The following is a 22,078-nucleotide window of genomic DNA, read 5'->3' on the forward strand; positions in this document are numbered from 1 at the left end:
TAGGATCAACCCGATGACCGATACGAATGCACAGGTCTATGCCGTCTACCTGACGGCGGCCGCAACGGAAGCGGGCGTGGCGCGCCCGGCCGGGTATGTCACGAACCGGGTTGTCTGGGACGGCACGTCCGCATGGACACCGGGCAGCGGCAGCGCCATCGTGGCGGACCCGGACGGGCGGTACCCGATTGGGGGCACCTACACACCCTCCACGGGCTATGCGCTGGCGGGAGCGTCCTCGGCCACGGCCGGCACGGCCCTGCCGCTTACCCTGACGCCGGACCATGACGGTCCCGCCACCAAAACCACCGTAACCCTGTCCGATGGCGGCGCGGGCGGTACGTTCTCGGCCAGCACGGTCACGTTTGGCGCAGGCGTGAACACGGCACAGGGTGTGACCTATACCCCAAAGGCGGCAGGGACCGTGACCATCAGCGCCACGAACACCGGCGGCCTGACCAATCCCGCAAGCCTGAGTGTTACGGTCGGGGCGGCGGCCACATAAATCGCCGCTGCCTGCCACCCGTGCCTGCCCGTCCGGGAGGCGGTTTTTTTTACGAGAAAATGAATGAGCGAAACACAGTGCGCCGCAGACTGCGCGGCTGATGATGACCTGCGCGCGATTGTGGACAGCCACGGGCGCCGCATTGACAACCTGGAAGATGATGTCGGGACCCTCAGGTCCGGGCAGGATGCCGCAATGGAGCGCCTGATCTCGATCGAGGCGCAGGGACAGGAGCGCGAGCGCAACCGCGCGGCCGAGGCGCGGGATACCCGCAATGCCATCAACGGCCTGACCCAGCAGATTGCGGAACAGACCGGGGCACAGAAACGGCAGAACGAACTGAAGGAGGCCGAACTTCTGAAGGCGCAGCTGCGTGGCGAGCGCATCAAATACTGGGCGGCCGTGACCGGCATCGTGGCGGCGGTGGGGGGCATGATCGGCGGCACGCTGCTGTCCAGCCAGACATGGGATGACTTCTTCTTTGCCAGTGTCCCGTTCCTTCACCACCATCACGCAGGGATGCTGCCATGACCGGCCTGTGCATTACCCAGTTCCGGGCCGGGATCGTGGCCCCCGCGCTGGACATGATCGGGCTGGGGGGTGATGCGGCGGTCAGCCTGATGGTCGGCACCGCGCTGGCCGAAAGCGGCCTGACCTACATCCGGCAGGTCACGGGTGGCGGCATGGGCCCGGCACTGGGCCTGTGGCAGATGGAGCCGTTCACCCATGACGATATCTGGGCCACCTTCCTGTCCGACAGCAGGCTGAACAGCCTGGCCCGTGCCGTGCTGTCCAGCCGGAGCAACTGGCCGCCGGGTGCGCGGCAGGTCGTGGGCAATGCCTTCTACGCCTGCATCATGGCGCGGCTGAAATACTACCGCGCGCCCGACGCGCTGCCAGCGGCCCGTGACGCGGCGGCGATGTGCCGGATGTGGAAGCGCGTCTACAATTCCAACCTTGGGGCAGGGGTGGCGGATGACACGCATATCGCCCTGTTCCAGCAGGCCATCGGGGCATGACATGAATACAACCGCAAAGCTTGGCGGCCTGGGGGCCGCAATCGCGCTGCTGCTGACGGAAGTGCCGGCGCAGTACACGCTCTATGTCGCCCTGTTCATCATTGCCTGCGGGGCGGTGACGGCCGTTGTGCCGCCGCCGCATGCGGGTGGCGGGTGGGCGGTGGCCTGGCAGGTCATCACCACCATCGGCCTGAATATCGGCTGGGCGGAAAACCACTTCAAACCCGGGCAGTCCGGCGTGCGCGTGCCGCTGGCGGACAAGCCGGCGGCCAGGCAGGCGGTGGCGGCGGCGGGCATTCCGGTGCTTGACCGCAGGGGGCGGCCCGAACCCCCGGCATGACGCGGTGACAGCCCCGGCGCGTAGGTGGATGGCCGATGCACTCCGGGGCTGCCACAACAAGATTATACAACTTTAGGGCGAAAATAAGTCTCGAACTGCAACCGAATGCAACCGCCCCCGGGGCGGTTTTTTTATGGGAGCCTTCCATGCACATCCCCACCCGCCGCGCCTTCCTGCGCGGATCATCCGCCCTTGTCGCCGCGACCGCTCTTGCGGCCTGCACCAGCACCAAATCCGGCACCACAACCACGATCACCCTGAACGTGGCCGAGGTCGCGGATTATGTCGATGCGCTGCTGAATTTCTCCAGCACCGCCATCAATATGCCGCTCGTGGCCACCGCGATGGGGGCACCGAACGTCGCCCTGGCCAATACCGTCATTGCCGCGCTGACCACGGCGGGGAAGGCCTTCGTGGCCGCCGCCGGGTCCAGCACGTCCGTCAGCTACGACAGCGCCAGCGTGAAGGCCGCCTTTGACAGCATCCTGACGGATATCGGGCAGGTCAACACCCTCATCATCGCCACCATCACGGGCATGGCGGCCGACCTGTCCGGCACCGTGGTCACGCAGGCCAAGACGGCGGCGGGGGCGGCGGCAACGCTGATCGACCTGCTGAAGGCCATGGTTGCCGTGTCCGGCCGTCACGCCGCTGGCGCGCGCCTTGTGGCCGATGGCGGGATCAACATGCAGGGCATGGTGGCCATGAACCAGATCGGCGCCTTCGTTTCCGCGCAGGGGGGCTGATCCATGCATCCGGTCGGTACCATTCCTCCCCGGTTCGGTGGCGTCGCAGGTGGCGCCGCCGGAACCTGCCTGCTGCATGCCTGCCTGGCGGGCCGTTCACGATGACCACGGATCACGTCCTCGGCGCGGTCCTGTTCGCCGGTATTGTGGTGGGCAACCTTGTCACCCTGCTGGCCACGGGCCTCTTCCTCAGGCGCACGGCCGCGGGGCGGCGGTTCCTGCGCGACCGTCTTGGCCCGCCACCCGGCTGACAGCCATGGCCATGTGCCACGCAACCGGGCGGGGTCTGGGCGGTTGTGACCTGCATGACGGCACTGCCACATTTCACCCCTGCCGCCCCCGGCGAGGGATGGCTCCAGCTGGGGGAACTGGCGCTGGCGTTCGGCCTGTCGGCGCTGGTGGGGCTGGAACGGGAATTCCGGCAGAAAAGCGCCGGGCTGCGCACCTATACGCTGGTGGGCGTGGCCTCGGCGCTGTTCATGCTGGTGTCCAAATACGGCTTCAATAACGTGCTGGATGGCGGGCGCGTGGTGCTTGATCCCTCCCGCATTGCGGCACAGGTGGTGTCGGGAATCGGCTTTATCGGGGGCGGCGTGATCTTCATGCGCCGCGATGTGGTGCGGGGGCTGACCACGGCGGCCTCGGTCTGGCTTACGGCGGCGCTGGGCATGGCCTGCGGGGCGGGACTGATCGCGCTGGCGGTGGCGACAGCCGTGGGGCATTTCATCATCATGCTCGGCTTCCCGCGACTGAGCCATCTGGTGCCGCGTGACCATGGCGCACGCGCGGCCGGGCTGTTCATTACCTATTACGATGGCCGTGGCCTGCTGCGTACCATCCTAAGCCGCTGTACCGGGCTGCGCTTTACCATCCACCGCGTGAAGGTGGAACAGCCCGGCCCCATGCTGGATGACGACGCGCTGGCCGACCTGCGCGACCGCCAGCACGACCCCGCCACCCCGCCGCCGGACATGGCCGCGCCGGGCATAGTCACGCTGTTCATAAAGGTGCGGGGCAGGCGGCCCCTCTCCCATCTTGTGACCGCCCTGTCATCGATCGGGGGTGTGGTGGGCGTGGAAACGGACGAGGCGGACAACGACCCTGAATGACGCGACGGCCGGGTTCCGTCCGCCCGCGTATCCTAATGGTATGTCCACTCCGCGCTGATGTCGGGTTCCGGCAGCAGCACCGTGCCGTCTTCGCTTTCATAAAGCATGCAGGTACCCACCACCGCCGTCCCGGGCAGGGGTGCGTACAGATGGGGGAAGAGCTGGTCATTGCGCGCAGGCTCCCACCGCACGGCCGCGGGCGGCAGGCGGCTTAAGTCCACGGCCAGCACCCACAGCCCGTCCTGCCCGGCAAAATGGCGTGCCCGCGTGCCGGTTACCTGATCCGCCGCCGAGAGATGGATGAACCCGTCCGCCACATCGGCGGGGGAGCCGGCAAAGCTGCCGGTCCTGAGGAATGTCCCGTATTCGTCCATTGTCAGGATCTTGTAGACGAGGTTGCCGGCCATGGCGTGGTATATCCCCTGTAGTGTCGGTCGCCCCACCATAACGGACGGCCGCATGGCCGCCAATATGGCAGGTGGGACGGAAAGGGGCGCGCATTCATGGCGGCGTGCACAATTTGGGGCTGGTCTTTGCATGAAGGACACGTCACCCTAGGGCCAAGTGCCCCATCCGCGCCGCCCCCGCGCCGGCCAGACAGATAAGGTTTTGCGTTGCGATGCGCCCCGATAACGACAATGCCAGTCCTGCTATCGTGCATTTTCCGCGCAGGAACATCCTCTCCCCGGTGGAGGCATCGGCCTATCTTGGTATCCGCCCGCTGCTGCTGAATGCCATGAAGTGGCTGCGCTGCGGGCCGAAAGCCATCACCATCAACCGCCGCAGGGTCTATACCGAAGATGAACTGCGCGGCTTTCGCAACACGCTGATGAGTGCCGTGGGCGTGGCCGAGAACGGCGGCGCCTACCGGCTGCTTGCGGCTGGCGAGCGCGCGCCCGCGGCCGATCCGCTGATTACCCTGCTGGCGCGCAACCTGGTCTGGCGGCGGGCCATCCTGGTCCTGCTATGGGGCATGATGGCGCTGGGCATCGGCATTGACCTGATCCTGTTCTGATGCCGGTGCCGGCATAAAAAAGGGGGCGCCTTTGCAAAGGCGCCCCCTTTCCGCGTATCCGTTACGGATTACTGGTGGTCGTGCTCTTCGTGCTGGTCGCCGTGCTCGTCATGATGCTCTTCACCACGGTGCTCGTCGCCACCACGCTGTTCGTCACCATGGTTACGGTCGTGCTTGCCGTGGTGATGGCCGTGCTCGCCATGGCGGTCGCCGTTATTGTCTTCCGCGTGGGCAACAACCGGCAGGGACAGACCAAGGGCAGCGGCAAAAAGAAGTGCTTTTTTCATGTAATCCATTTCCTCTTGATTAACTGATTTTTCCAAATCAGGCTGATTTTTATATAATGTCAACCTGAGTGGAGAAAAGGGCATACCAGCGTTTCGTTTGTAACGGAATGCATCATGGGACTTTCCTGCCGGCCGGAAATCCGCCCGCGCCCCACCTGCCTGTCCCGGCGTTCAGGTTTCGTCGTGGCGGAAGGTGTCCTCGGTCGTAGCAGGCAGCGTGTCATGCGCACGCACGTAGCCACGCCTGTTCTTCCATGCGTGGATCAGCGCCTCGCGCCATTCCTCATGCGGTTCCCTGCGGGGTCTGGGTGTGGAATCGGATGTCGTGTTCATGATCTGGAACCTCCTGAAAAACCCGCACAAGCGCAGGCATGCGTCCATAGCAAATACCATTGCGCACAAGTGTGATGATTGTATGAATCCCCACCGCCATAACAGGATGCCCATACCGGGTGGACAGGAATGAATACCTAACATTCCTATCTGCTTTCGCCATTCAGGATATATAGATGATTTAATGCCGGTTCCTGTTCCACACTGGTGGATGGCAGTGTCTTTATTTACGCATGGCTGTTCCTGTTTGTAACAATATTGGGGCTTACATTTTCAACAGGCAGGGACAAAATATCCAGTGTCGAACCCGAAGGAGACATTATGAAACGTTCAATCCTGTTTGCGCTGGCACTGGGTGCTGCAATGCCGATGGCCGCACACGCACAGTCTTATGATGGCGAAGGTGGCCGTGGTGGCCATCATGGTGGCGAAGGCCAGAACGGCGGCGGCGAGCGCGGTGGCCGTGGCGGCGAAGGCCAGAATGGCGGCGGCTGGGGCGGTCGTGGTGGCGAAGGCCAGAACGGCGGCGGTGAGCGCGGTGGCCGTGGCGGCGAAGGCCAGAATGGCGGCGGCTGGGGCGGTCGTGGCGGTGAAGGCCAGAACGGTGGCGGTGAACGCGGTGGCCGTGGCGGCGAAGGCCAGAACGGCGGCGGCGAGCATGGCGGTCGTGGCGGTGAAGGCCGCGATGGCGGCGGCGAGCGCGGTGGCCGTGGTGGCGGGAACTGGTAATTCCGGCCATCCGGCCTGATACCGCCTGACAGGATCAAAGGCCCGGCCCGTTCCGGGCCTTTTTTCTGTCCGGCGTCCGGGCCATGGGGGGCCATGGGCCGGCCGGGTCGCGGCCTTACGGCGCGGGGGGGTGAAGTGCCGCGATCAGCGCGTAATCCATATGATAGATCTGGCGGATGCGTGCAATCTGGTCGGGGCGCGGCGTGGTGGTGCCGTCGGGCCTGTTGCCCGCGTTGGCATGGCCGATGGGGGTGGGGGTGTAGCAGCTGACAAAGGCCTGGATGCGCTGCATGTCCTCCAGCATGAACAGGTGATCGACCGCCACCCGCCCGTGCCGGTCGGTTACATACCATGCCTGCGGGCGGAAGATGTGGTCGATGCCATAGGGCATGCGGTTGCTGGCAATATGGTCCAGCGCCGCGTCAATGCCATCAAACCCCATATAGGTATCCCGGAACCCGCGTGAGACATGCCGCACCGCGCTGCCGCCCGCCCGCGCGTAATGATAGGCCGACATGAAGCGCCGCACCGGATCACGCAGGATGGCAAAGGACGGCAGGCCGGCAAGCTGTGGCATGCGGCGGCGGAAATAGCGGATGGTCTCGTGCCCCACGTCCATGCCGTACAGTGCCCGTGTCAGCGATGTGCCCGCGTTCTTGGGAATGTGAATGAACAGCACGCCCGCCCGGCGCACCTGTTCCAGCCGGCGCAGTCGTTTGGGGCCGGGCGGGTAGGGAAGACGCAGTTCCGCCAGCCGTTCATGCACGTCACTGGACATCTTTACCCGCAGGACAGGCTGGAGCATCGTTTGCATTCACCATTAATTGCCTGACAAATGTGTTTACAGTGTCAAGAAATGCAACGAAATGATACGGTATGGTCCTGTTCCGGCACGATTATGGGTGGCGGTGGGCGCGGTGTCATCCTACGCTACCCGTTCAGGCGGCCGGCCAGGGCGGATGGAAAAAGGACAGGGACGACATGAACAGGGACGATGAAGACGGCATCCAGACGGAACAGGGCGTGCTGATGGGTGAAATACGCACCGACATGGAAAGGCTTGGCGCCATGCTGGACGGGGATGGCCCGGTTACCCCCGCGCTGCGCACGCAGGCATCCATGATTGCCGACAAGCTGGATGCCCTGTCCGACCTGATGCGCTAAGGGCGCGGCAGCCCCCGCCATTCCGGCCGTTTTCCCCGCGTGTGCACGATGTTGCGGGCGGGGCTGTTCGCACGTTGCCACGGCGGCGCGGCGGGTCATGGGTGGCACGGGCGGTTGCCTGCGGGCGGGTGGTGTGTACCATGGCGCCGTGTTTGAATCCTTATGGAAAGGGAAACCATGCAGATCGACCTTGCGGGCCGTACCGCCATTGTAACGGGTTCCACCGGGGGTATCGGGCTGGCCATTGCCCGTGGCCTGGCCGCGAGCGGGGCGCGGGTGGTGGTCAATGGCCGCCGCGCGCCCGCGGTGGAACAGGCGGTCAGTGCCATCGATGGCCTGGGCGCGGGGGGTGCCGTGGGCTTTGTGGGCGATCTGGGCACGGCGGAAGGCTGTGCGGCGCTGGTGGCGGCGCACCCGGAATGTGACATCCTGATCAACAATCTGGGTATTTTCGAGCCGAAGGATTTTTTTGAAACCCCCGATGCCGACTGGACCCGGTTTTTCGAGGTCAATGTCATGTCCGGCGTGCGGCTGTCGCGCGCCTACCTGCCGGGCATGGAAAAAAGGGGCTGGGGGCGGGTGGTGTTCATTTCCTCCGAATCCGCGTTCAACATCCCGGTGGAAATGATCCATTACGGCTTCAGCAAGACCGCGCAGGTTTCCGTGGCCCGCGGCCTGGCCGAACGCATGGCGGGCACGGGGGTTACGGTCAATTCCGTGCTGCCGGGGCCGACCCTGTCCGAAGGGCTGGCGGACATGCTGAAACCCGAGCAGGAAAAGACCGGCAAACCGATGGAGGAACTGGCGGCGGCCTTCGTCATGGAACACCGGCCCGGCTCCATCATCCGCCGGGCCGCCACGGTGGATGAAGTGGCCAGCATGGTGGTTTATCTGGCATCACCGCAGGCATCGGCCACCACGGGGGCGTCCGTGCGGGTGGATGGCGGGGTGCTGGGCACGATCTGACCGCGTGAAGCTATAATTTTTAAAACAATTATGAAATTATTAGGAACATATTCCCTAAACCCTTCCCGTCACGGCGTTCGCGCCTGAAGGCCGTGGCGGCAGCCCTGTTCCTGATCGACCATCCATCCTGAAGGAACGGGGCTGTTCCCGCTTCCCTCAGGTGGCCCGGACCATCATTCAGCCTATGATCGCGCCCTTGCGGCAGAAGGGATGCGGCCCCGCCCGTGTGCCCACCGGCCCGGTGGCGGGCTGCCAGGCGTAATCCGGGAACTGCCCGGTTCCAGCACAAGGCGTGCATCCGCCCGCCATCGATCAGGTCCCCGTCATCAGCAACAGGTCAGGCGCCGGGGTCAGGGCGGGACGGGGTGCCCAGCGCGCGCAGGGTCGTGCCGATCCCGGCGTGCAGGCTTTCGCGCAGCTTGGGGCCAAGGGCGGAAAGCGGTTCGTCGGGTGGCATAGCAATGGCGTGTGCCCATGGCGGCTGACCTTCATCGGACAGCACGCGCCGCTGCCGGAAATGGCGCTGGGAGCAGGCTAGGAATGGCCGGAAGATGCGGCCTGACCTTCTTCCGGTCCATCGGCATCGAGCAGCCGCAGCAGGGTATCGGGCACCTGTTCATGCATGACCGATCCGAACCGGGCATGGAGGCCACGCTTCACCCACTGGGCAAACATGTTCCTGCCATCATGGAAATCGGGGTCGTCACTCATGCTCACCGCAGCCCATCCTGCCATGTCCAACCGTTACGTACCATTATCGTGCCGCGTGCGCGCGGGCGGGGCACGGTCGTGTGCCGTGTCCGTGGCCTTGCCCCCGGCGCGCGGGCCGCTGCCATGCCTGTATGTGCCAGGGGCGGGGGACGGTGCTCCGGGCCTGCATGCCCGCTGTCCTGTCCCGCCCGTATGGGGCTGTCCTGCCAGCCCCGCCGGCGCGGCCCATTAGGGCCGGCCCCGCCCTGCGGATAACCCGCGGGCGGGCGGGACGTTCATCCCGCCCTGTCTTCATTACTGGTTTTTAAGGGCGTCTTCTTCTTCCTGGCGGGTGGCGAAGGGCACTTCGCGCCGGTCATCCAGTTCGTCCTGGCTGCCGCCGGGATTGCCCAGGTTTTCTTCCAGCCATGCCTGCTCGATCGGCTGGCCGTTCGCATCCAGCGGTACGGGTGAATCAACAGGAATCTGCCCCGCATCGGGATTGCTTTCCATGCCGATCAGTTCGGATGCCTGCTCGGCATAGGCCTGTGGCCCACAGCCGGGCCTGCCATCGGCTTCCCACATTTCCTTCGCCTTGGCGGTGATGCGGGCCTGGGCCTGGGGGGATGTTTCCAGCGGGTTGTCCATTGTCACGTCCTTGCAACTTTTCCTGCGGGCCGTGCCCCTGCCGGGGTCGTGCGGCCCGTTCATGCCAAGACCGCCAGCCGTCCGGCCGGGGCCGTGGCTGTGGCGGTTTCCGCCTGTGTCAGTACACGCAAGATAAAGCTTTCATGCATGTAAAGTTCGACTGGTTGTGCTGCGTGCGCCTGATGGCGGCCGGATTGTCCTTTTTTATGAGACCTTTGGCGTGCTGCTCCCTCACCCCCCGCATATCGTGTGAAAGGCCGCCAGATCCGGGGACGGAACCCGCGCGTGGCGCAATGACCGACCCGGACACCACCAGTAAGCGGGAACAGTTTTTGGTGAAGCCTTTTTCAGGAAATTTCCCGTTAGGGCATGATCCCGGAATGCGCCCTTATTCGGGCGTGGGCGTGCATTGCGGCGTGACCGGCCGGCCCGCCATCACGGCCTGGGTAAAGGCGGCTGAATCGGGCAGGGAGGCATTGACCGTCTGGCTGTGGTCCAGCCCTTTGTACAGATGCGCCTGCACCACGGTACCCGCCGCGCAGGCCGCCCGCACCAGCCCGAGCTGGAGTGGCGGCGGCACGTCGCGGTCCAATTCCCCCGTGCCGGTGAACAGCGGCTGCGCCAGTCTGAGCGTGGGATACTGCATGGCCGCCAGCGCCGGGGCCAGCGCTTTGGCAAAGCCGGGCCGCAGGGCGTTGCCAAGGTTCAGTCCTTCCTTCTTCACCCTGTCCGTCAGGTCGGATACGCACAGGCTGGCGGCGGCGTGATAGGCGGGCAGGGCCCTGGGGGTGAAGGCATCCTGCGGCCTGAAGCCCGGCTGGTAGCCTGCCTGTCCCTGCGCCAGGTACAGCAGGTAGACCACCAGCGGATTGTAGGCGGCACCCGGTGCCGTGGGGGTGGCCAGAAGCTGCTGCATCAGGGCGGGCGTGATATAGGGCGCGCCCGTGGCCACGGTGCCACGAATGTCCAGTTCCGGCGCATAGGCCGGGGCATACGCGGCCGAGGCAAAGGCCGCCCCGCCACCCTGTGACTGGCCCACGATCATGATGCGTGCCCCAAGCGTGGGCACCGCCGCCCGCGCCGCGCGCACGCCATCAAGCAGGCTGTAGGCTTCCACCCGCGTGTCCAGATAGGCATGCCCCCCCGGCGTGCCCAGCCCCTGATAATCGGTGCCGACAACGGCAAAGCCGCGCTTCATCCACGCGGACAGGTAGCGCCGGTTGCGCTCGGTCCATGGATTGGCTGATGGCGCGCAGCGATCGGCCACCCCCGTCGTGCCATGCGCCCATGCCACGATGGGCCAGCCACCCGCGGGCGGGTTGCCCGGTGGCACGATGACTTCAGCCGTAACCGGTACAGGCCCCGTGCCGGTCACGCCATTGGTGGAAAGATAGGTGATGCGCAGCGCCTGTCCCGCATCGGGCAGGCTCAGGGCCGTATCCAGCGGGGCGGAGGCGGTCAGCATGCCCGCGTGCGGCGCGGCCGCCGCGACGGGGGCCGCATGGGCGGGCACGCGGGCAGCCATGAGGCACGCCCCCGCAAGCAGGCGGGCGGCAAGATGAATGGGGCGGGTAAGGCGCACGCTGTATCCTTCCTGTGGTGGCGGCCCTTGCGGGGACCGTGGTTCCGGTTTAAACTTAACAGTGTTAAGAATGATCTAATGATAGGGAGGGAAAGCGGATGTCAAGCACCTGTAACCCTGCCCGGCCTGCGGGGGCAGGGTCAACGCCCCCGGGGCGCCGCATGTCCGCAAAAACCTATCACCATGGCAATCTGCGCGTCGTGCTGCTGGCCACGGCGCGGGACCTGCTGGAAGAACAGGGCATTGCGGCCCTTGGACTGCGTGCCATTACACGGCGGGCCGGGGTATCGGCCACGGCGGCCATTCCGCATTTTGGCAGCCTGTCCGGGCTGCTCAGCGTACTGGCGGCGGCGGGGTTTGACGAGCTGGCCGAAGCGCTGGCACCCGTGCTGGCGCAGGGGGCCGCTGCCGCGGGCCTGGCCTATGTACGCTTTGCCCTGCGCAATCCGGGCCTGTTCACGCTGATGTTCCGCAGCGACGCGATCGATCGCGCCGTCCCCGCTCTTGCCGCCGCATCGGCTCGCACATCCGCCATGCTGACCCGGCTGCTGGGCACCATGCCCGGCCCGCAGGGCGCGCGCACCCGTGCTGGCATGCGCGCCGCCCAATGGGGCCGGGTGCATGGGCTGGCGGTGCTGGCGATTGATGGCATGCTGGATGCCCTGCTGGCGGCGGAGGGGGAAGACCTGTCGCTTGATGCGTTGGTGGCGGATGCGTTGCGCTAGGCACCATGGCTACCGGCAAAAGCGGGCCGGGGCGCAGAAAGGCGGAGCCTGCCCGGCACCACAACGCGGCAGGGAAGACCCTGATCCGGTCAGGGATACCGGGGCTCAGTCCTGCCCTGCGCGGCAGAAGGCGGCGGCATGGTGGCTGCCGGTACACGCCGGATTTCTTTTTTGACCTGTTCGGACGGCTGCGCAGCGCGCGCTCCAGTCCCTGAGAACATGCTTGAAAAGCAGGAGACGTTTCCGGGTGCCGCCTTTTTTCAACAAGGCAGCATTCTTCAAGGGTTTTGAAAAAAGCTTTTTGGGTGCCACTGGGCAGCCCGTCGCGGGACGGAAAACGCAGAATGCAGGCACCGGCCGGAGCCTGTGCCTGCATTCCCGGTTCACGGGCGGCGTGGGGGCCTAGGCGTGGGGCAGGCCACCGTAATAGGTATCCACCTGCGCGCCATAGGTGGTGCCGCTCCAGTCAGGGGTGGCGTTCTCGGTATAGGCGGGCGCGGCTTCAAGCTGCTCGCGCGTCAGGGCGACAATATAGGCGCCACGGTCGCGGTCATAATGCAGGGATTTCCATGGCAGGGGATGGTAGCTGTTCCCCATGCCCATGAAGCCGCCAAAACTCATGACGACATAGGCAACCGCGCCCGTGATCTTGTCGACCATGAAGTATTTTACCGTGCCCAGTTTTTCCCCCGAAGGGGAATACACGGCCGTGCCTTCAACCTGATCGGACGCAACCAGGTCATGCGTGGCGTTCAGCCGGTCTGTCATGTTGTCCGTCATTGCCTGTGACATGCAGGATCTCCATTGCCGTTCATGCCGCCATTCCCACCCGCCGCCATGGGCGCTGCCATGGCGCGGCGCGGGAAGGGGCCGTGGTGCCGTCCCAACGCGGGCGGCGTGCGCGTACCGCCCGCCGCCCGCGCGCCAGTCATGTCTTGGAATGGCTATGCTGGCCACCCTTGCGCCCGGCTTCGGCCGCGCGCTGCGGGTCATCGGCAAAATTGCCCGAAGTGTGGCCCCCCCTGGCATGGGTGGCTTCCTTCTTCTTTTCCGGTGTATGGGTCGTGTCGGCATGGGATGCCGCGTGGCTGTGCTGGCCCCCCTTGTGCCCGGCTTCGGCCGCGCGGGCCGGGTCATTGGCAAAATTGCCGGGATTGTTCGCCGCTCCGCCACCTCCACGGCTGTCGGCCGGGGCCATTGCGGGCAGGCGGATGCGGTCGTGCAGGGAGATATGATAGCTCATGATCTTCACCTTTCCATATCGCAGCGGCTATGGGGGACCCTTGTTTTTCCCCGCCCGGCCCGGGGGCGTGGCAGGAAAGCAATCCCGAAAATGCGCGCTGTGGAAGCCTCAACGATACATCCCGCCCACGGTTTCGGGTGATGTATTCATAATTATGGAAAAGTACTTTTTTATTAATATTATACGGACGGGTCGTATCCATAACATAATTAAAACTGGATTACTTGTGATTCCTGAAGGGCCTGCCCGGAAAGCCGCATGCGTACGGATTTTTCGGGTGAAGCCTTTTTTCGGAAAGCATCAGGGACCCTCGCATTTCCAGAAAAAGGCGGCACCCGGAACCGCCGTTTTTCATCACGAACCTGTTTTCGCACCATCCGTGAACCCTCCATCCCCGCATGCTACCGGATGGCGGGATGCAGCCGTGCATTGGCCAGCGTCAGCCCCAGCACCACCAGCGCGCCAAGCCCCACGGTCAGCATGAGCGGCAGCGCAAGCCCGGTGCCCAGCAGGGTTGCCAGGCTGGTCTGGATCAGGGCATTGCTGGCGGCCAGCAGGTTGCCGCACTGATAGGCCAGGCCGGGAAACGTGGCGCGTGCCCAGGGGGGGGAAAGTTCGCTCAGGTAAGCGGGCACCACGCCCCATGCCCCCTGGATGCAGAACTGGATGCATACCGCGCCCACCGTAAGCCACAGCGTGGAATGGGGCAGTGTCCATAGCGGCAGCAGCGGCAGGGTCAGCAGGGCGGCAAGGGCAATGCTGTGCTGGCGGCCGATGCGCTGTGACAGCATGCCAAAGAACAGCCCGCCCGCAATGGCGGCAATATCGTACAGCACCACCACCAGCGTAATGGACGGATGGGACAGCCCGCGCTCCAGCCCCAGGAAAATCTTGGGATACAGGTCCTGTGAGCCATGGCTCATGAAATTGAAGGCCGCCATCAGCGTGACCGCAAACACGCACAGGGCCATGTTGCCCCGCACCAGCGATCCCAGCCCGGTTGCCGGGGGGGCGGCTGCATCATGGTTTTTCTGCTGCGCCAGCCATTCCGGGCTTTCGGGCACGCGCAGCCAGATATACAGCGCGGAGAACAGCGCGCTGCCCCCCAGCACGAACAGCCCGCGCCATCCCAGAACCGGCAGCAGCAGGAACACAAGGGACGCCAGCAGGTATCCCGCCGGATACCCCGCCTGCAGGATGCCCGACGCCATGCCCCGCCACGATGGTGGCACGCTTTCCATGATCAGCGACGTGCCCACGCCCCATTCGCCGCCAAGTGCTACGCCAAACAGCGCGCGCAGCAGCAGGAAGATGCCCAGCGTGGGCGCGAAGGCGGACAGGATCTCGATGGCGGAATAGACCATGATGGTCGTGATCATGACCGGCTTGCGCCCGTAGCGGTCCGCCGCCCGCCCGCACAGGAAGGCCCCGATGGGCCGGGTCAGCAGGGTCAGGGTGGGGGCCAGCAGCACGCTTTGCAATGAAACGCCAAAACCGCGCGCCACGTCATCAAGTGTGAACAGGACGATGAAGAAATCGCACGCATCGAGCATCCATGCCAGGAACGAGGCCACGACCACATGCCGCGCCGTAACCAGCGCCGGGCGGCTCAATCCTGTATCCGGCCTGATGGCCAGGGCATCCACATTGGCATTCATGGTCCGTAATATCCTTTTTCCACCGGATGTTACATGCTGCCGCCGGCACGGCCACGGGCCGTGCGATCACGAAAGGGCCATGGGCGGAACGATTGCGTGATCCCGCGCGGGCAGGCAGCCAGCCATCCGTTATTGTTATAGATTTGCAATAACCTTCAGCCCCACCAGCATGGCGTTGGGAATGACCGATGTCTCGCCGGGGCGCATCACGTATTCAAACTCCGGTGTCATGACCAGCCCGGGGGTGACGGGAATGCCGTAATAGGCTTCCAGAATGGCGGAATGTGTCTGCGGCCCGGTAATGTAGGGGCCAAGCGCCAGACCGGCGGACTGGCGCAGGCTCTGGCCATAGGTCAGGCGCGGGCTCATCTGGTAGTATGAATACATCACGCCAAAACGGTCGAACGGCCGGTGCGGGATCAGGCCCAGCAGGGAAGCGCCAAAATAGAATTCATCGGCAAAGTTGGAGATGCTGGGCGTGTTGTGGATGTAGCCCGCCAGCAGGTAGCCACCCGCCATCTGGTATTCGCCATGCTTGCGGTACACCATCTGGTCGGCCTCGACATAGAATGTATCGCGCGGCTTTTCCTTGTGCGCGTGGATGATGGCGGCATAGGCGGCCGGCACGGTCCCGATCAGGTCGGGATAGGGCGACGTGTCATGCCCGTACCCCAGCTTGTAATGGCCGGGCAGCTTGCGGGGGCCGAAAAAGGGTTCCCATGTCACCTCGACGGGTGTCTGGATGCCGGTCGTGCTCTCGCTGCCCCAGGCCCAGCCGGTATTGTCCTGTGCCTTGGGGCCGATCTTGTATATGCCGGTGCGCAGCGTCAGGTCGCGCGTGGGGCGAAAACGCACCGTGCCACCCCATGATGTCTTGGGATATACGCTCCACCCCGCCGGTTCACGAATGGCCATGGGCGCGGAGCACTGGGTCATGAACGTGCACAGCAGCACTGACGTGGCGTAGGTATGGGTCAGTGCGATGCGGCCCACATTGATGTTGATGCGGTTGTGCAGGAACGATTTCTCGACATACAGGTCCGCAAGCCGGGCGGCGGCGGGACCGTGGATGCTCCACACCTCGGTCAGCAGCACGTTGCGTTCGCCCACATGGTCCCAGCCCACCTGACGGCCCTCGCGGTTCATGATGATGCCGTGCAGGTACCAGCCATTCAGGCCAACAAGCCGCCCCAGGTCGAACAGCATGCTGACCCGCAGGTCATGCACGTAGTCCATGCCCTTTGACAGCCCGCCACCCACATTGGCCATGCCTTCGCCCTTGTAGGTCAGTTCGAAGGAAAAGCCCCGGTTGCTCAGCCAGTCCCGCCACGGCCTGATCTGGGGCACCAGGTTGCCGAATGCCTGCTCGGCCACGAAATAGCCCGCACTGAGGTCACTCTGGCGCAGGGCGTCGTCATTATGGTTGAGCAGGGCGGAAATGCTCTCGGTATTGAACAGCGCGTCCAGCCGCGTCTCCACAATCGGGCGCTTGTGCCGCACGGGCGCGGTGTTCACCGCCACGGGTGCCAGGGCGGGTGCCATATCCGGGGCGGTCGCGCCGGGCCGGGTGGTGGCGCGGGGTTCGGCGGCCTGCGCGGCCGAGGCCGCCAGCACGCAGGCCAGCATTGCCACGCTACCGGCACGGCGCGGCGGGCGCGGGGCGGGCGACAGGGCGCGGACAGGCCACCGGGCGCCAGGCAGGGCACCAGAACGGGGAGCGGAAGGGTACGGGCGTGCGGACACGCGACGGAATGAGGGCATGGGAATGTCATTTAAAGCTGGAAAGGGGGATGTCCCGCGTCATCACAACCGGAACGTTACAGGATCACACGCTGTCGTGCCGTGGGATCAGGCTGTCTCCACGCATTTGCGGGCGCGGTCGGCACCGGGCACGAACAAAAAGGGAAATCCGGCAGGTTGGATAATATATTTCCGATTCATGGCATATTCTTTTTCATTTTTTGCGTCATGAAGCTCGTTCTTATTATTTTTTTTAACGGAACACAACATGCCGCCCGCATCCGGGGCGGGGCAAGTAAAAATCCTGTATGCCGCCGGCGCGCGCGGGCATGCCCGGCCACCATGGCGGAATGCAGGCCCCGGCTGCGACGGTTGCGGACGGGTCATGGGTTGGAGAGGTGTTTTGTGCTATGGCCAGCGCTGCGCTATCTGAACAGACGCAACCGAAGGACAGGACATGCCTGACGCAGCATCACGGCCCCAGCACACAGGCGGACGCCCGACCCCCGAAATGTCGGCGCAGCTTGACCGGCAGGTTCTTGAAATCGCAACGGCACAGTTTGTCGAACACGGATACGCCGCCACGTCGCTGGACAAGATCGCGCGGGAGATCGGCTGCAGCAAGGCCACGCTCTACCGCCGCTATGCCTCCAAGGAGGATCTGTTCAAGGCCGTGGTGGCCGAACGTGGCAGGATGCTGCTGGAGGAAGCGGGTGCGGTCGAGGCCTCATCCAGGGACCCGCTGGCGGCCACGCGCGAGATTGCCCTGTTCTTCCTGGACTTCATGCTGCGCCCCGAAACGCGCGAGGCCTACCGGATTGTCATTGGCGATGGACACCGCATTCCCTCCATTGCCGATGACATGATGGAAACCAGCGTGGAACCCTTCGTGGCCACCATAAGCCGGCTGATCAAGGCGGCGGCGGATGCCGGGCGCATTGATTCCATCGATCATGAGGAGACGACGCGGGTGCTGATGAGCCTGATCATCGGCTGGCCCCTGCAGAATACCATGCTGGGCCAGAACCGGCTGAACGACCAGGACGCGCGCCAACGGTTTTTTGACCGGGCGTGGGGGATTTTCCTTACGGGCATCTGCCGCGCACGCCCTGCGTGAAACCGGACGCGCGGCCCCGGATACCGTTCCGGGGCCGCGCGCGGGTATCAGGGCTGGCTGGTGGATGCGGCGTCACCACCGCTGCTGCCCGGGCCGCCATGGAATGGGGGCGGGGGGCAGCCCTTGGGCGGTGCGGGCGGCTTTTCACCTTTCCTGAAGCCCGGCGGGGGCCCGTTGGGGGGCTTGCCGCCCGGCGGCGGGCCATGCGGGCGGGCGCATTTCGTGTCCGCCGCCGGGCTTTCATCCGCCGCATGCGCGCCCGGGGCAACGGTGCCAAGAACAAGGACCGCACCACACAGGGCATGCGGCAACAGGCGCCATATACGGGACATGGAATCTCCTTTCTGCTGGATACGGGATATCCTGATACAGCAGGCGCCATTCGCCCATGGGGCTGATTGTTACATCTTGAATCGGGGGCCTGCCTTGGAAACCGTTTGAAGACAAATCATTGATAAAAAACAACAAAAGTTTTTGGGTGCCGCCTTTTTTTTAAAAGGGGTGTTCTTTCGAAGCGTTTGCAAAAAGCTTCACCCAAAACTTTCTTTGATTTTAAGGCGCTATCATGAACTGACTTCTCAAGCAGTCTCTTATATTTCATGACGGGAAACGGGCGGGCAGAAGGGGCTGCCCGCCGCGCGGCATCCTTCGCGGACCCGGGCCGTCCGTATTCCGGTACGGGGTGAGACATGCACCACGAAGCCACGGGACTGGAACCCGCCTGGCCGTGACGCCGGGGCGGGGCGCAGCCAGTGGCTCAACTCCAGTTCGTCACCATGTTCCCATTCCACGGCAAGGACATGCCGCCGCCATGACAGGGATGCCGTGACATCTTCATCTGCGTGGACAAAATGCAGCGTGATGTTTTCCCGCCGTGCGATCTGGCTGCTGGCGGCAAGCACCATCGCGATCCCCGCGATGACCATGGCGGCGTGGCCGATATGGTGGAACAGGCGGTCATGCAGGTACGGCAGCACGAACTTCATGAGGATGGAAGACAGCACCGCCGCCGTGGCAACGGCGATGCCCGCGGCGGTGGCCCGGGCATCCAGCAGGCCGAATGTGGCGTAGAGCATGATCTTGAGCACATGCAGCATGATTTCGTTGGCTGCGCGGGTTGCGACAATCTCTTCCTTGCGCAGGCCAAGCCGGTAATAGAACCCGTTGAAAACAAGGCCGACCGCGCCGGTAAAACCGGAAATGAAACCGGCGGCGGCCCCCAGCGCATGCAGGCTGGCGATACGGACCGGTTTTACGCTGACGTGGGATGCGGACCCGCGGAAAAGAAGGGGAAGGTTCCCCATCAGGAACAGGCCCAGCAGCAGCGACAGGCAGGCCGGGTCCATACGGCTCAGTGCCCAGGCGCCAAGGGCGGCAAAGGGCAGCGCGGTCGGGGCGAAATGACGGACGATATCCCACCGGATCGCATGCCGGAACGACAGGATGCGGGCCGCCGAACTGGCGGCGGTGCCGATGGACAGGGTGGCAGGCACCTGGGTGCCGGGCAGTACCAGCCCCAGCAGGGGCATCAGGATCAGTCCGGCGCCGCCGCCTGATACGGCACTCAGGCCGAAAGCAGCGGTCGATGCGGCCAGAATCAGAAGCCAGGGCAGCATTGGTCGAATATCCCGTTCCGGGTCCCTGCACGCCGGGACCATCGCAGGCGGCCACGGCGCGGGAATACGCAGGGCGTCATCGATATCTGGCGAAAGCTCACGCCGATGTCAGCTTACAATGCCCCAATCTTTCCGCCGCATCCGTAACGGGCCACCTGCGGGGGGCGGGTACCTGCCCGCGCGGGCTTACCGATGCCCCGTGGGCAAGTGGATGACGCATTTCAGGCCGGGGCTGTTATCGGACAGGATGATCGTGCCCGCGTGAAGCCGCACGATGGCTTTCACCATGCTCAGCCCAAGCCCGTTCCCGTCATGTGTGCGGCTTGTATCAAGGCGGACGAAGCGGTCGAATACCCGCAGCATCGCCCCGGCCGGGATGCCGGGGCCGTTATCGGCTATCTCTATGTGGATACCGGTACCGGATGCCGTGACGCGGGCCGTAATGGTGGTGTGGCGCGGTGTGTGACGGATGGCGTTCTCGATCAGGTTGGAAAAGGCCTGTCGCAGAAGGACGGGATGCCCCGTAATGGCGGGGCAGGCGGGCATGATGTCGGTTGCCAGATCCTGCCCGTGGTCTTCCATGACGGAGCGGTAGGGTTCAAGAACCGATTCCAGGAGCCGGGCGGGGTCAAGCGGTTCCATCTCGTTGTTCCACGCACCCGACTCAAGCTGCGCCAGCTTTAGCAGCGAGGAAAATATTTCCAGCGCCGCGTCCAGATCCCCGATGGCGGACGCGACCTGCTCGTGCATGGTATCCGAAGGCGCACTGGTCCCGATGGCGCGTTCAAGATTCTGGCGCAGGCGCGCCAGGGGGCGGCGCATGTCGTGCGCGATGTCATTGGAAACCTGTTTCAGGCTGGCAATCAGGAATTCGTTCCGATCGAGCATTGCATTGAGGCTTTCCGAAAGATGGTCAAGCTCATCATCCGTGCCCCGCAGCGGGATGCGGCGCGACATGTCACCGTGCATGATGCTGCGTGCCGTCCGGCTTATGGTCTCGATCCATTTCAGGATCAGGCTGCTCAGGAAAAGGCCGCCCGCCATCCCGATCAGGCCAAATCCCGCAATTTCCCACAGGATCGTTGTCCATAACGCATGCTGCAGATGCGTCAGGGGGGAGGCATCCATGCCAACGAAGTAATAGCCTCCGTCATCCAGAAGATAGCCTATTCCATAAACGATATCCCGGTTTGCCTCCTGTGGCAGGCGATGGGACCACGCCAGCCAGCGTTCGCCGGGTACCGGCCGCAGATGCAGCATGTTGCCCGCGACAATGGCCTGTGCGGGGTCCTGAAGCAGATAATGGAAACCGGGTTCATGCGCGATCAGCCCCTGCACGACGGGCATGAGATGCCGGACATCCGCAACACCGGCATCCGCGAATGTCTCATGGCCCTCGTTCTCCACCTCCCGGCGGATCTGCTGGCGCATGGTCGACTGGCTGTACAGGCCCGACATCACGGTCATGACCATGCCGCCCAGTATGAAAAGACTGGCGAACAGCGTGACGATACGAAACGACGTACTGGCAATAATGCGTCGTGTCGCCATATTCCGGCGTCCGGACATCCTGTGCCAGAACATCATTGGGTCCATCCATTCCGTAGCGGCATTTCCCGCGCCCCGGCCCGAAGCTTACCCGAATGCCCCCCGCGCATTAACCCCCGCTCCCGTATGGCCCTGCTGGAAACCGTTGCCACGCAATGCTTTCCCGATACATGCGGGCAGGGCGCATCCGCTTCCATATTACAGGGCAGGCGCCATATTTACACGCCTGCCGATAATGGAAATGGCATGGCGCCCTGTCTGGATGCCCCGGCACGCATTGTGGATGATGGAACCGATACATTAAAAAGTGCCAATCATCGCCTGTCCGGCCTCATGGATGGGTGTCATGTCATCATGATCCTGATACCCTTGATGGGCAAACCAGTCCCGTCCGGGATGCCAAACTAGTTGATTGGCCTGCATCATGACGCCGGTAACACGCCCCCGCCTGCTTTTGGTTGAAGATGACCCTGCAACCACGGATTACGTGCGGCTGGGACTGCGGGAAAACGGGATTGATGTGGTCTGCGTCGCAGACGGCAATGACGGATCGCGCCAGGCCCTGTCGCAGCCATGGGATATCATCATCCTGGACCGGATGCTGCCCGGCCTGGATGGTCTGGCAATTCTCATGCGCATGCGCTCCCACGCCATTACGACGCCGGTCCTGTTCCTGACAACGATGGACGGCGTACCAAGCCGCGTTGCCGGCTTGCGGCACGGCGCCGATGATTACATGGTCAAGCCGTTTGCGCTACGCGAACTTGTCGCGCGCGTGCAGGTACTGCTCCGTCACGCCTCCCCAGTCCGGCATGCGACAGTCATGACCGTGGCCGATGTGGAACTCAACCTGCTGACGCTTGTGGTGACACGGAACGGGGAAAAGGTTTTCCTGCAACCACAGGAACTGAAACTTCTGGAATATTTCATGCGGAATGCCGGTACGGTGCTGTCGCGGCAGATGCTGCTGAAGGATGTCTGGCATATGGATTTCCCGGTCCGGACAAACATTGTCGAAACGCATGTCTGCCGCCTGCGGGAAAAACTGGGCCAGGGCGGCCAGTCCCTGATCCATACCGTCAGGGGCAGCGGTTATGTCATGGGCGCGTAACCCCCGGGGCACCCGCACCGCAAACAGTCCCGACCCGCCCGCTGCCAACCGCCCATTGCGGGAATGGCATTATCCCGCGGGTCCGTTTCCGTGGGATTTCATGTAATGTCTGTCATGATGCAGGCAGAAGACAAGCCGTATGCATAATAATGAAACGACAGCTTTCACCAGCATGATTACAAGAATT

The 22,078-nt window shown here is 64.1% G+C and carries 30 protein-coding genes; 15 read left to right on the top strand and 15 right to left on the bottom strand.

All coding sequences use genetic code 11. From position 1 onward, the window contains the following. Positions 1-13: 13 nt before the first annotated feature. The 7 genes from CFR78_RS13790 (at position 14) to CFR78_RS13815 (ending at position 3,719) form a co-directional block, all read left to right on the top strand. Complete coding sequence (locus tag CFR78_RS13790) at positions 14-505, top strand: hypothetical protein (RefSeq protein ID WP_034932570.1); 492 nt, start codon at positions 14-16, stop codon at positions 503-505. A 63-nt stretch (positions 506-568) separates the two neighbouring features. Beyond that, on the top strand, positions 569-1,036 hold the full coding sequence (locus tag CFR78_RS13795; protein WP_007398484.1) for a hypothetical protein: 468 nt from the start codon (positions 569-571) through the stop codon (positions 1,034-1,036). After that, positions 1,033-1,524: a hypothetical protein gene (locus tag CFR78_RS13800; protein WP_007398485.1), complete on the top strand. Its 492-nt coding sequence runs from the start codon at positions 1,033-1,035 to the stop codon at positions 1,522-1,524. The genes CFR78_RS13795 and CFR78_RS13800 overlap by 4 nt, the downstream gene beginning before the upstream one ends. Position 1,525: 1 nt before the next feature. After that, positions 1,526-1,864, top strand: a complete 339-nt coding sequence (locus CFR78_RS13805) for a hypothetical protein (protein WP_007398486.1) — start codon at positions 1,526-1,528, stop codon at positions 1,862-1,864. A 146-nt stretch (positions 1,865-2,010) separates the two neighbouring features. Beyond that, complete coding sequence (locus CFR78_RS13810; protein ID WP_034932568.1) at positions 2,011-2,610, top strand: hypothetical protein; 600 nt, start codon at positions 2,011-2,013, stop codon at positions 2,608-2,610. Between the two features lie 101 nt (positions 2,611-2,711). Beyond that, entirely contained in the window at positions 2,712-2,861 is a 150-nt protein-coding gene (locus tag CFR78_RS16360; protein WP_007398488.1) for a hypothetical protein, read from the top strand. 54 nt (positions 2,862-2,915) lie between these two features. Further along, the gene (locus tag CFR78_RS13815) at positions 2,916-3,719 is read left to right on the top strand and encodes an MgtC/SapB family protein (protein WP_220032409.1); all 804 of its coding nucleotides are present in this window, start codon (positions 2,916-2,918) and stop codon (positions 3,717-3,719) included. Between the two features lie 32 nt (positions 3,720-3,751). Here CFR78_RS13815 and CFR78_RS13820 read toward each other — a convergent pair whose 3' ends face one another. After that, positions 3,752-4,126: a DUF952 domain-containing protein gene (locus tag CFR78_RS13820; protein WP_034932564.1), complete on the bottom strand. Its 375-nt coding sequence runs from the start codon at positions 4,124-4,126 to the stop codon at positions 3,752-3,754. 212 nt (positions 4,127-4,338) lie between these two features. On the opposite strand from CFR78_RS13820, the gene CFR78_RS13825 reads away from it, so the two are divergent. Together CFR78_RS13825 and CFR78_RS13830 are read left to right on the top strand one after the other, a co-directional pair. Beyond that, positions 4,339-4,734, top strand: a complete 396-nt coding sequence (locus CFR78_RS13825; protein WP_034932563.1) for a hypothetical protein — start codon at positions 4,339-4,341, stop codon at positions 4,732-4,734. A 74-nt stretch (positions 4,735-4,808) separates the two neighbouring features. Then, positions 4,809-5,048 carry a hypothetical protein gene (locus tag CFR78_RS13830; protein ID WP_034932561.1) on the top strand — a complete coding sequence of 80 codons (240 nt, stop codon included), beginning with the start codon at positions 4,809-4,811 and terminating at the stop codon, positions 5,046-5,048. A 144-nt stretch (positions 5,049-5,192) separates the two neighbouring features. Here CFR78_RS13830 and CFR78_RS16365 read toward each other — a convergent pair whose 3' ends face one another. Then, positions 5,193-5,354, bottom strand: a complete 162-nt coding sequence (locus tag CFR78_RS16365; RefSeq protein ID WP_007398493.1) for a hypothetical protein — start codon at positions 5,352-5,354, stop codon at positions 5,193-5,195. 321 nt (positions 5,355-5,675) lie between these two features. Here CFR78_RS16365 and CFR78_RS16075 point away from each other — a divergent pair, with 321 nt between their 5' ends. Further along, positions 5,676-6,083, top strand: a complete 408-nt coding sequence (locus CFR78_RS16075; protein WP_139064287.1) for a hypothetical protein — start codon at positions 5,676-5,678, stop codon at positions 6,081-6,083. 115 nt (positions 6,084-6,198) lie between these two features. On the opposite strand, the gene CFR78_RS13840 is transcribed toward CFR78_RS16075, so the two are convergent. Continuing rightward, on the bottom strand, positions 6,199-6,888 hold the full coding sequence (locus tag CFR78_RS13840; protein WP_258366159.1) for a sulfotransferase family protein: 690 nt from the start codon (positions 6,886-6,888) through the stop codon (positions 6,199-6,201). Positions 6,889-7,064: 176 nt separating this feature from the next. Between CFR78_RS13840 and CFR78_RS13845 the strand changes: the two genes are divergently transcribed. Then, a complete protein-coding gene (locus CFR78_RS13845) occupies positions 7,065-7,247 on the top strand; it encodes a hypothetical protein (protein ID WP_007398497.1) in 183 nt (60 codons plus the stop codon). A gap of 177 nt (positions 7,248-7,424) precedes the next feature. Then, positions 7,425-8,213 carry an SDR family NAD(P)-dependent oxidoreductase gene (locus CFR78_RS13850; RefSeq protein WP_034932576.1) on the top strand — a complete coding sequence of 263 codons (789 nt, stop codon included), beginning with the start codon at positions 7,425-7,427 and terminating at the stop codon, positions 8,211-8,213. A gap of 337 nt (positions 8,214-8,550) precedes the next feature. Here the strand turns inward: CFR78_RS13850 and CFR78_RS16370 are convergent, their stop codons facing one another. The 4 genes from CFR78_RS16370 to CFR78_RS13865 form a co-directional block, all read right to left on the bottom strand. Next, entirely contained in the window at positions 8,551-8,715 is a 165-nt protein-coding gene (locus CFR78_RS16370) for a hypothetical protein (RefSeq protein ID WP_156953904.1), read from the bottom strand. A 32-nt stretch (positions 8,716-8,747) separates the two neighbouring features. Beyond that, positions 8,748-8,924: a hypothetical protein gene (locus CFR78_RS16375; protein ID WP_156953903.1), complete on the bottom strand. Its 177-nt coding sequence runs from the start codon at positions 8,922-8,924 to the stop codon at positions 8,748-8,750. 294 nt (positions 8,925-9,218) lie between these two features. Beyond that, positions 9,219-9,551 carry a hypothetical protein gene (locus CFR78_RS13860; RefSeq protein ID WP_034932557.1) on the bottom strand — a complete coding sequence of 111 codons (333 nt, stop codon included), beginning with the start codon at positions 9,549-9,551 and terminating at the stop codon, positions 9,219-9,221. A 388-nt stretch (positions 9,552-9,939) separates the two neighbouring features. Next, positions 9,940-11,133, bottom strand: a complete 1,194-nt coding sequence (locus tag CFR78_RS13865) for an alpha/beta hydrolase (RefSeq protein WP_371440472.1) — start codon at positions 11,131-11,133, stop codon at positions 9,940-9,942. Positions 11,134-11,294: 161 nt separating this feature from the next. On the opposite strand from CFR78_RS13865, the gene CFR78_RS13870 reads away from it, so the two are divergent. Continuing rightward, positions 11,295-11,858 (top strand): TetR/AcrR family transcriptional regulator, encoded by a 564-nt coding sequence (locus CFR78_RS13870; RefSeq protein ID WP_034932555.1) that lies wholly within the window; start codon positions 11,295-11,297, stop codon positions 11,856-11,858. 402 nt (positions 11,859-12,260) lie between these two features. Here the strand turns inward: CFR78_RS13870 and CFR78_RS13875 are convergent, their stop codons facing one another. The 5 genes from CFR78_RS13875 to CFR78_RS16080 form a co-directional block, all read right to left on the bottom strand. Next, positions 12,261-12,650, bottom strand: a complete 390-nt coding sequence (locus CFR78_RS13875) for a PRC-barrel domain-containing protein (protein ID WP_007398507.1) — start codon at positions 12,648-12,650, stop codon at positions 12,261-12,263. Positions 12,651-12,786: 136 nt separating this feature from the next. After that, complete coding sequence (locus tag CFR78_RS13880; RefSeq protein ID WP_034932554.1) at positions 12,787-13,101, bottom strand: con-10 family general stress protein; 315 nt, start codon at positions 13,099-13,101, stop codon at positions 12,787-12,789. Positions 13,102-13,502: 401 nt separating this feature from the next. Beyond that, the gene (locus CFR78_RS13885) at positions 13,503-14,759 is read right to left on the bottom strand and encodes an MFS transporter (RefSeq protein WP_051672155.1); all 1,257 of its coding nucleotides are present in this window, start codon (positions 14,757-14,759) and stop codon (positions 13,503-13,505) included. Positions 14,760-14,894: 135 nt separating this feature from the next. Next, entirely contained in the window at positions 14,895-16,301 is a 1,407-nt protein-coding gene (locus CFR78_RS13890) for a carbohydrate porin (protein WP_223846703.1), read from the bottom strand. Positions 16,302-16,607: 306 nt separating this feature from the next. After that, on the bottom strand, positions 16,608-16,886 hold the full coding sequence (locus CFR78_RS16080; RefSeq protein ID WP_146221295.1) for a hypothetical protein: 279 nt from the start codon (positions 16,884-16,886) through the stop codon (positions 16,608-16,610). Positions 16,887-16,956: 70 nt separating this feature from the next. On the opposite strand from CFR78_RS16080, the gene CFR78_RS13895 reads away from it, so the two are divergent. Beyond that, a complete protein-coding gene (locus CFR78_RS13895) occupies positions 16,957-17,616 on the top strand; it encodes a TetR/AcrR family transcriptional regulator (protein ID WP_034932552.1) in 660 nt (219 codons plus the stop codon). A gap of 47 nt (positions 17,617-17,663) precedes the next feature. Here CFR78_RS13895 and CFR78_RS16380 read toward each other — a convergent pair whose 3' ends face one another. The 3 genes from CFR78_RS16380 to CFR78_RS13910 all read right to left on the bottom strand — a co-directional run bounded on the left by CFR78_RS16380 (position 17,664) and on the right by CFR78_RS13910 (position 20,819). Next, complete coding sequence (locus CFR78_RS16380; RefSeq protein ID WP_007398515.1) at positions 17,664-17,948, bottom strand: hypothetical protein; 285 nt, start codon at positions 17,946-17,948, stop codon at positions 17,664-17,666. A 258-nt stretch (positions 17,949-18,206) separates the two neighbouring features. After that, the gene (locus CFR78_RS13905; RefSeq protein WP_240471473.1) at positions 18,207-19,232 is read right to left on the bottom strand and encodes a sulfite exporter TauE/SafE family protein; all 1,026 of its coding nucleotides are present in this window, start codon (positions 19,230-19,232) and stop codon (positions 18,207-18,209) included. Positions 19,233-19,418: 186 nt separating this feature from the next. Continuing rightward, on the bottom strand, positions 19,419-20,819 hold the full coding sequence (locus tag CFR78_RS13910; RefSeq protein WP_034932551.1) for a sensor histidine kinase: 1,401 nt from the start codon (positions 20,817-20,819) through the stop codon (positions 19,419-19,421). Between the two features lie 385 nt (positions 20,820-21,204). Between CFR78_RS13910 and CFR78_RS13920 the strand changes: the two genes are divergently transcribed. Beyond that, positions 21,205-21,891, top strand: a complete 687-nt coding sequence (locus CFR78_RS13920) for a response regulator transcription factor (RefSeq protein WP_034932747.1) — start codon at positions 21,205-21,207, stop codon at positions 21,889-21,891. Positions 21,892-22,078: the final 187 nt, after the last annotated feature.

The sequence above is a fragment of the Komagataeibacter rhaeticus genome (genome assembly GCF_003207855.1).
GTDB classification, from domain to species: Bacteria; Pseudomonadota; Alphaproteobacteria; order Acetobacterales; family Acetobacteraceae; genus Komagataeibacter; species Komagataeibacter rhaeticus.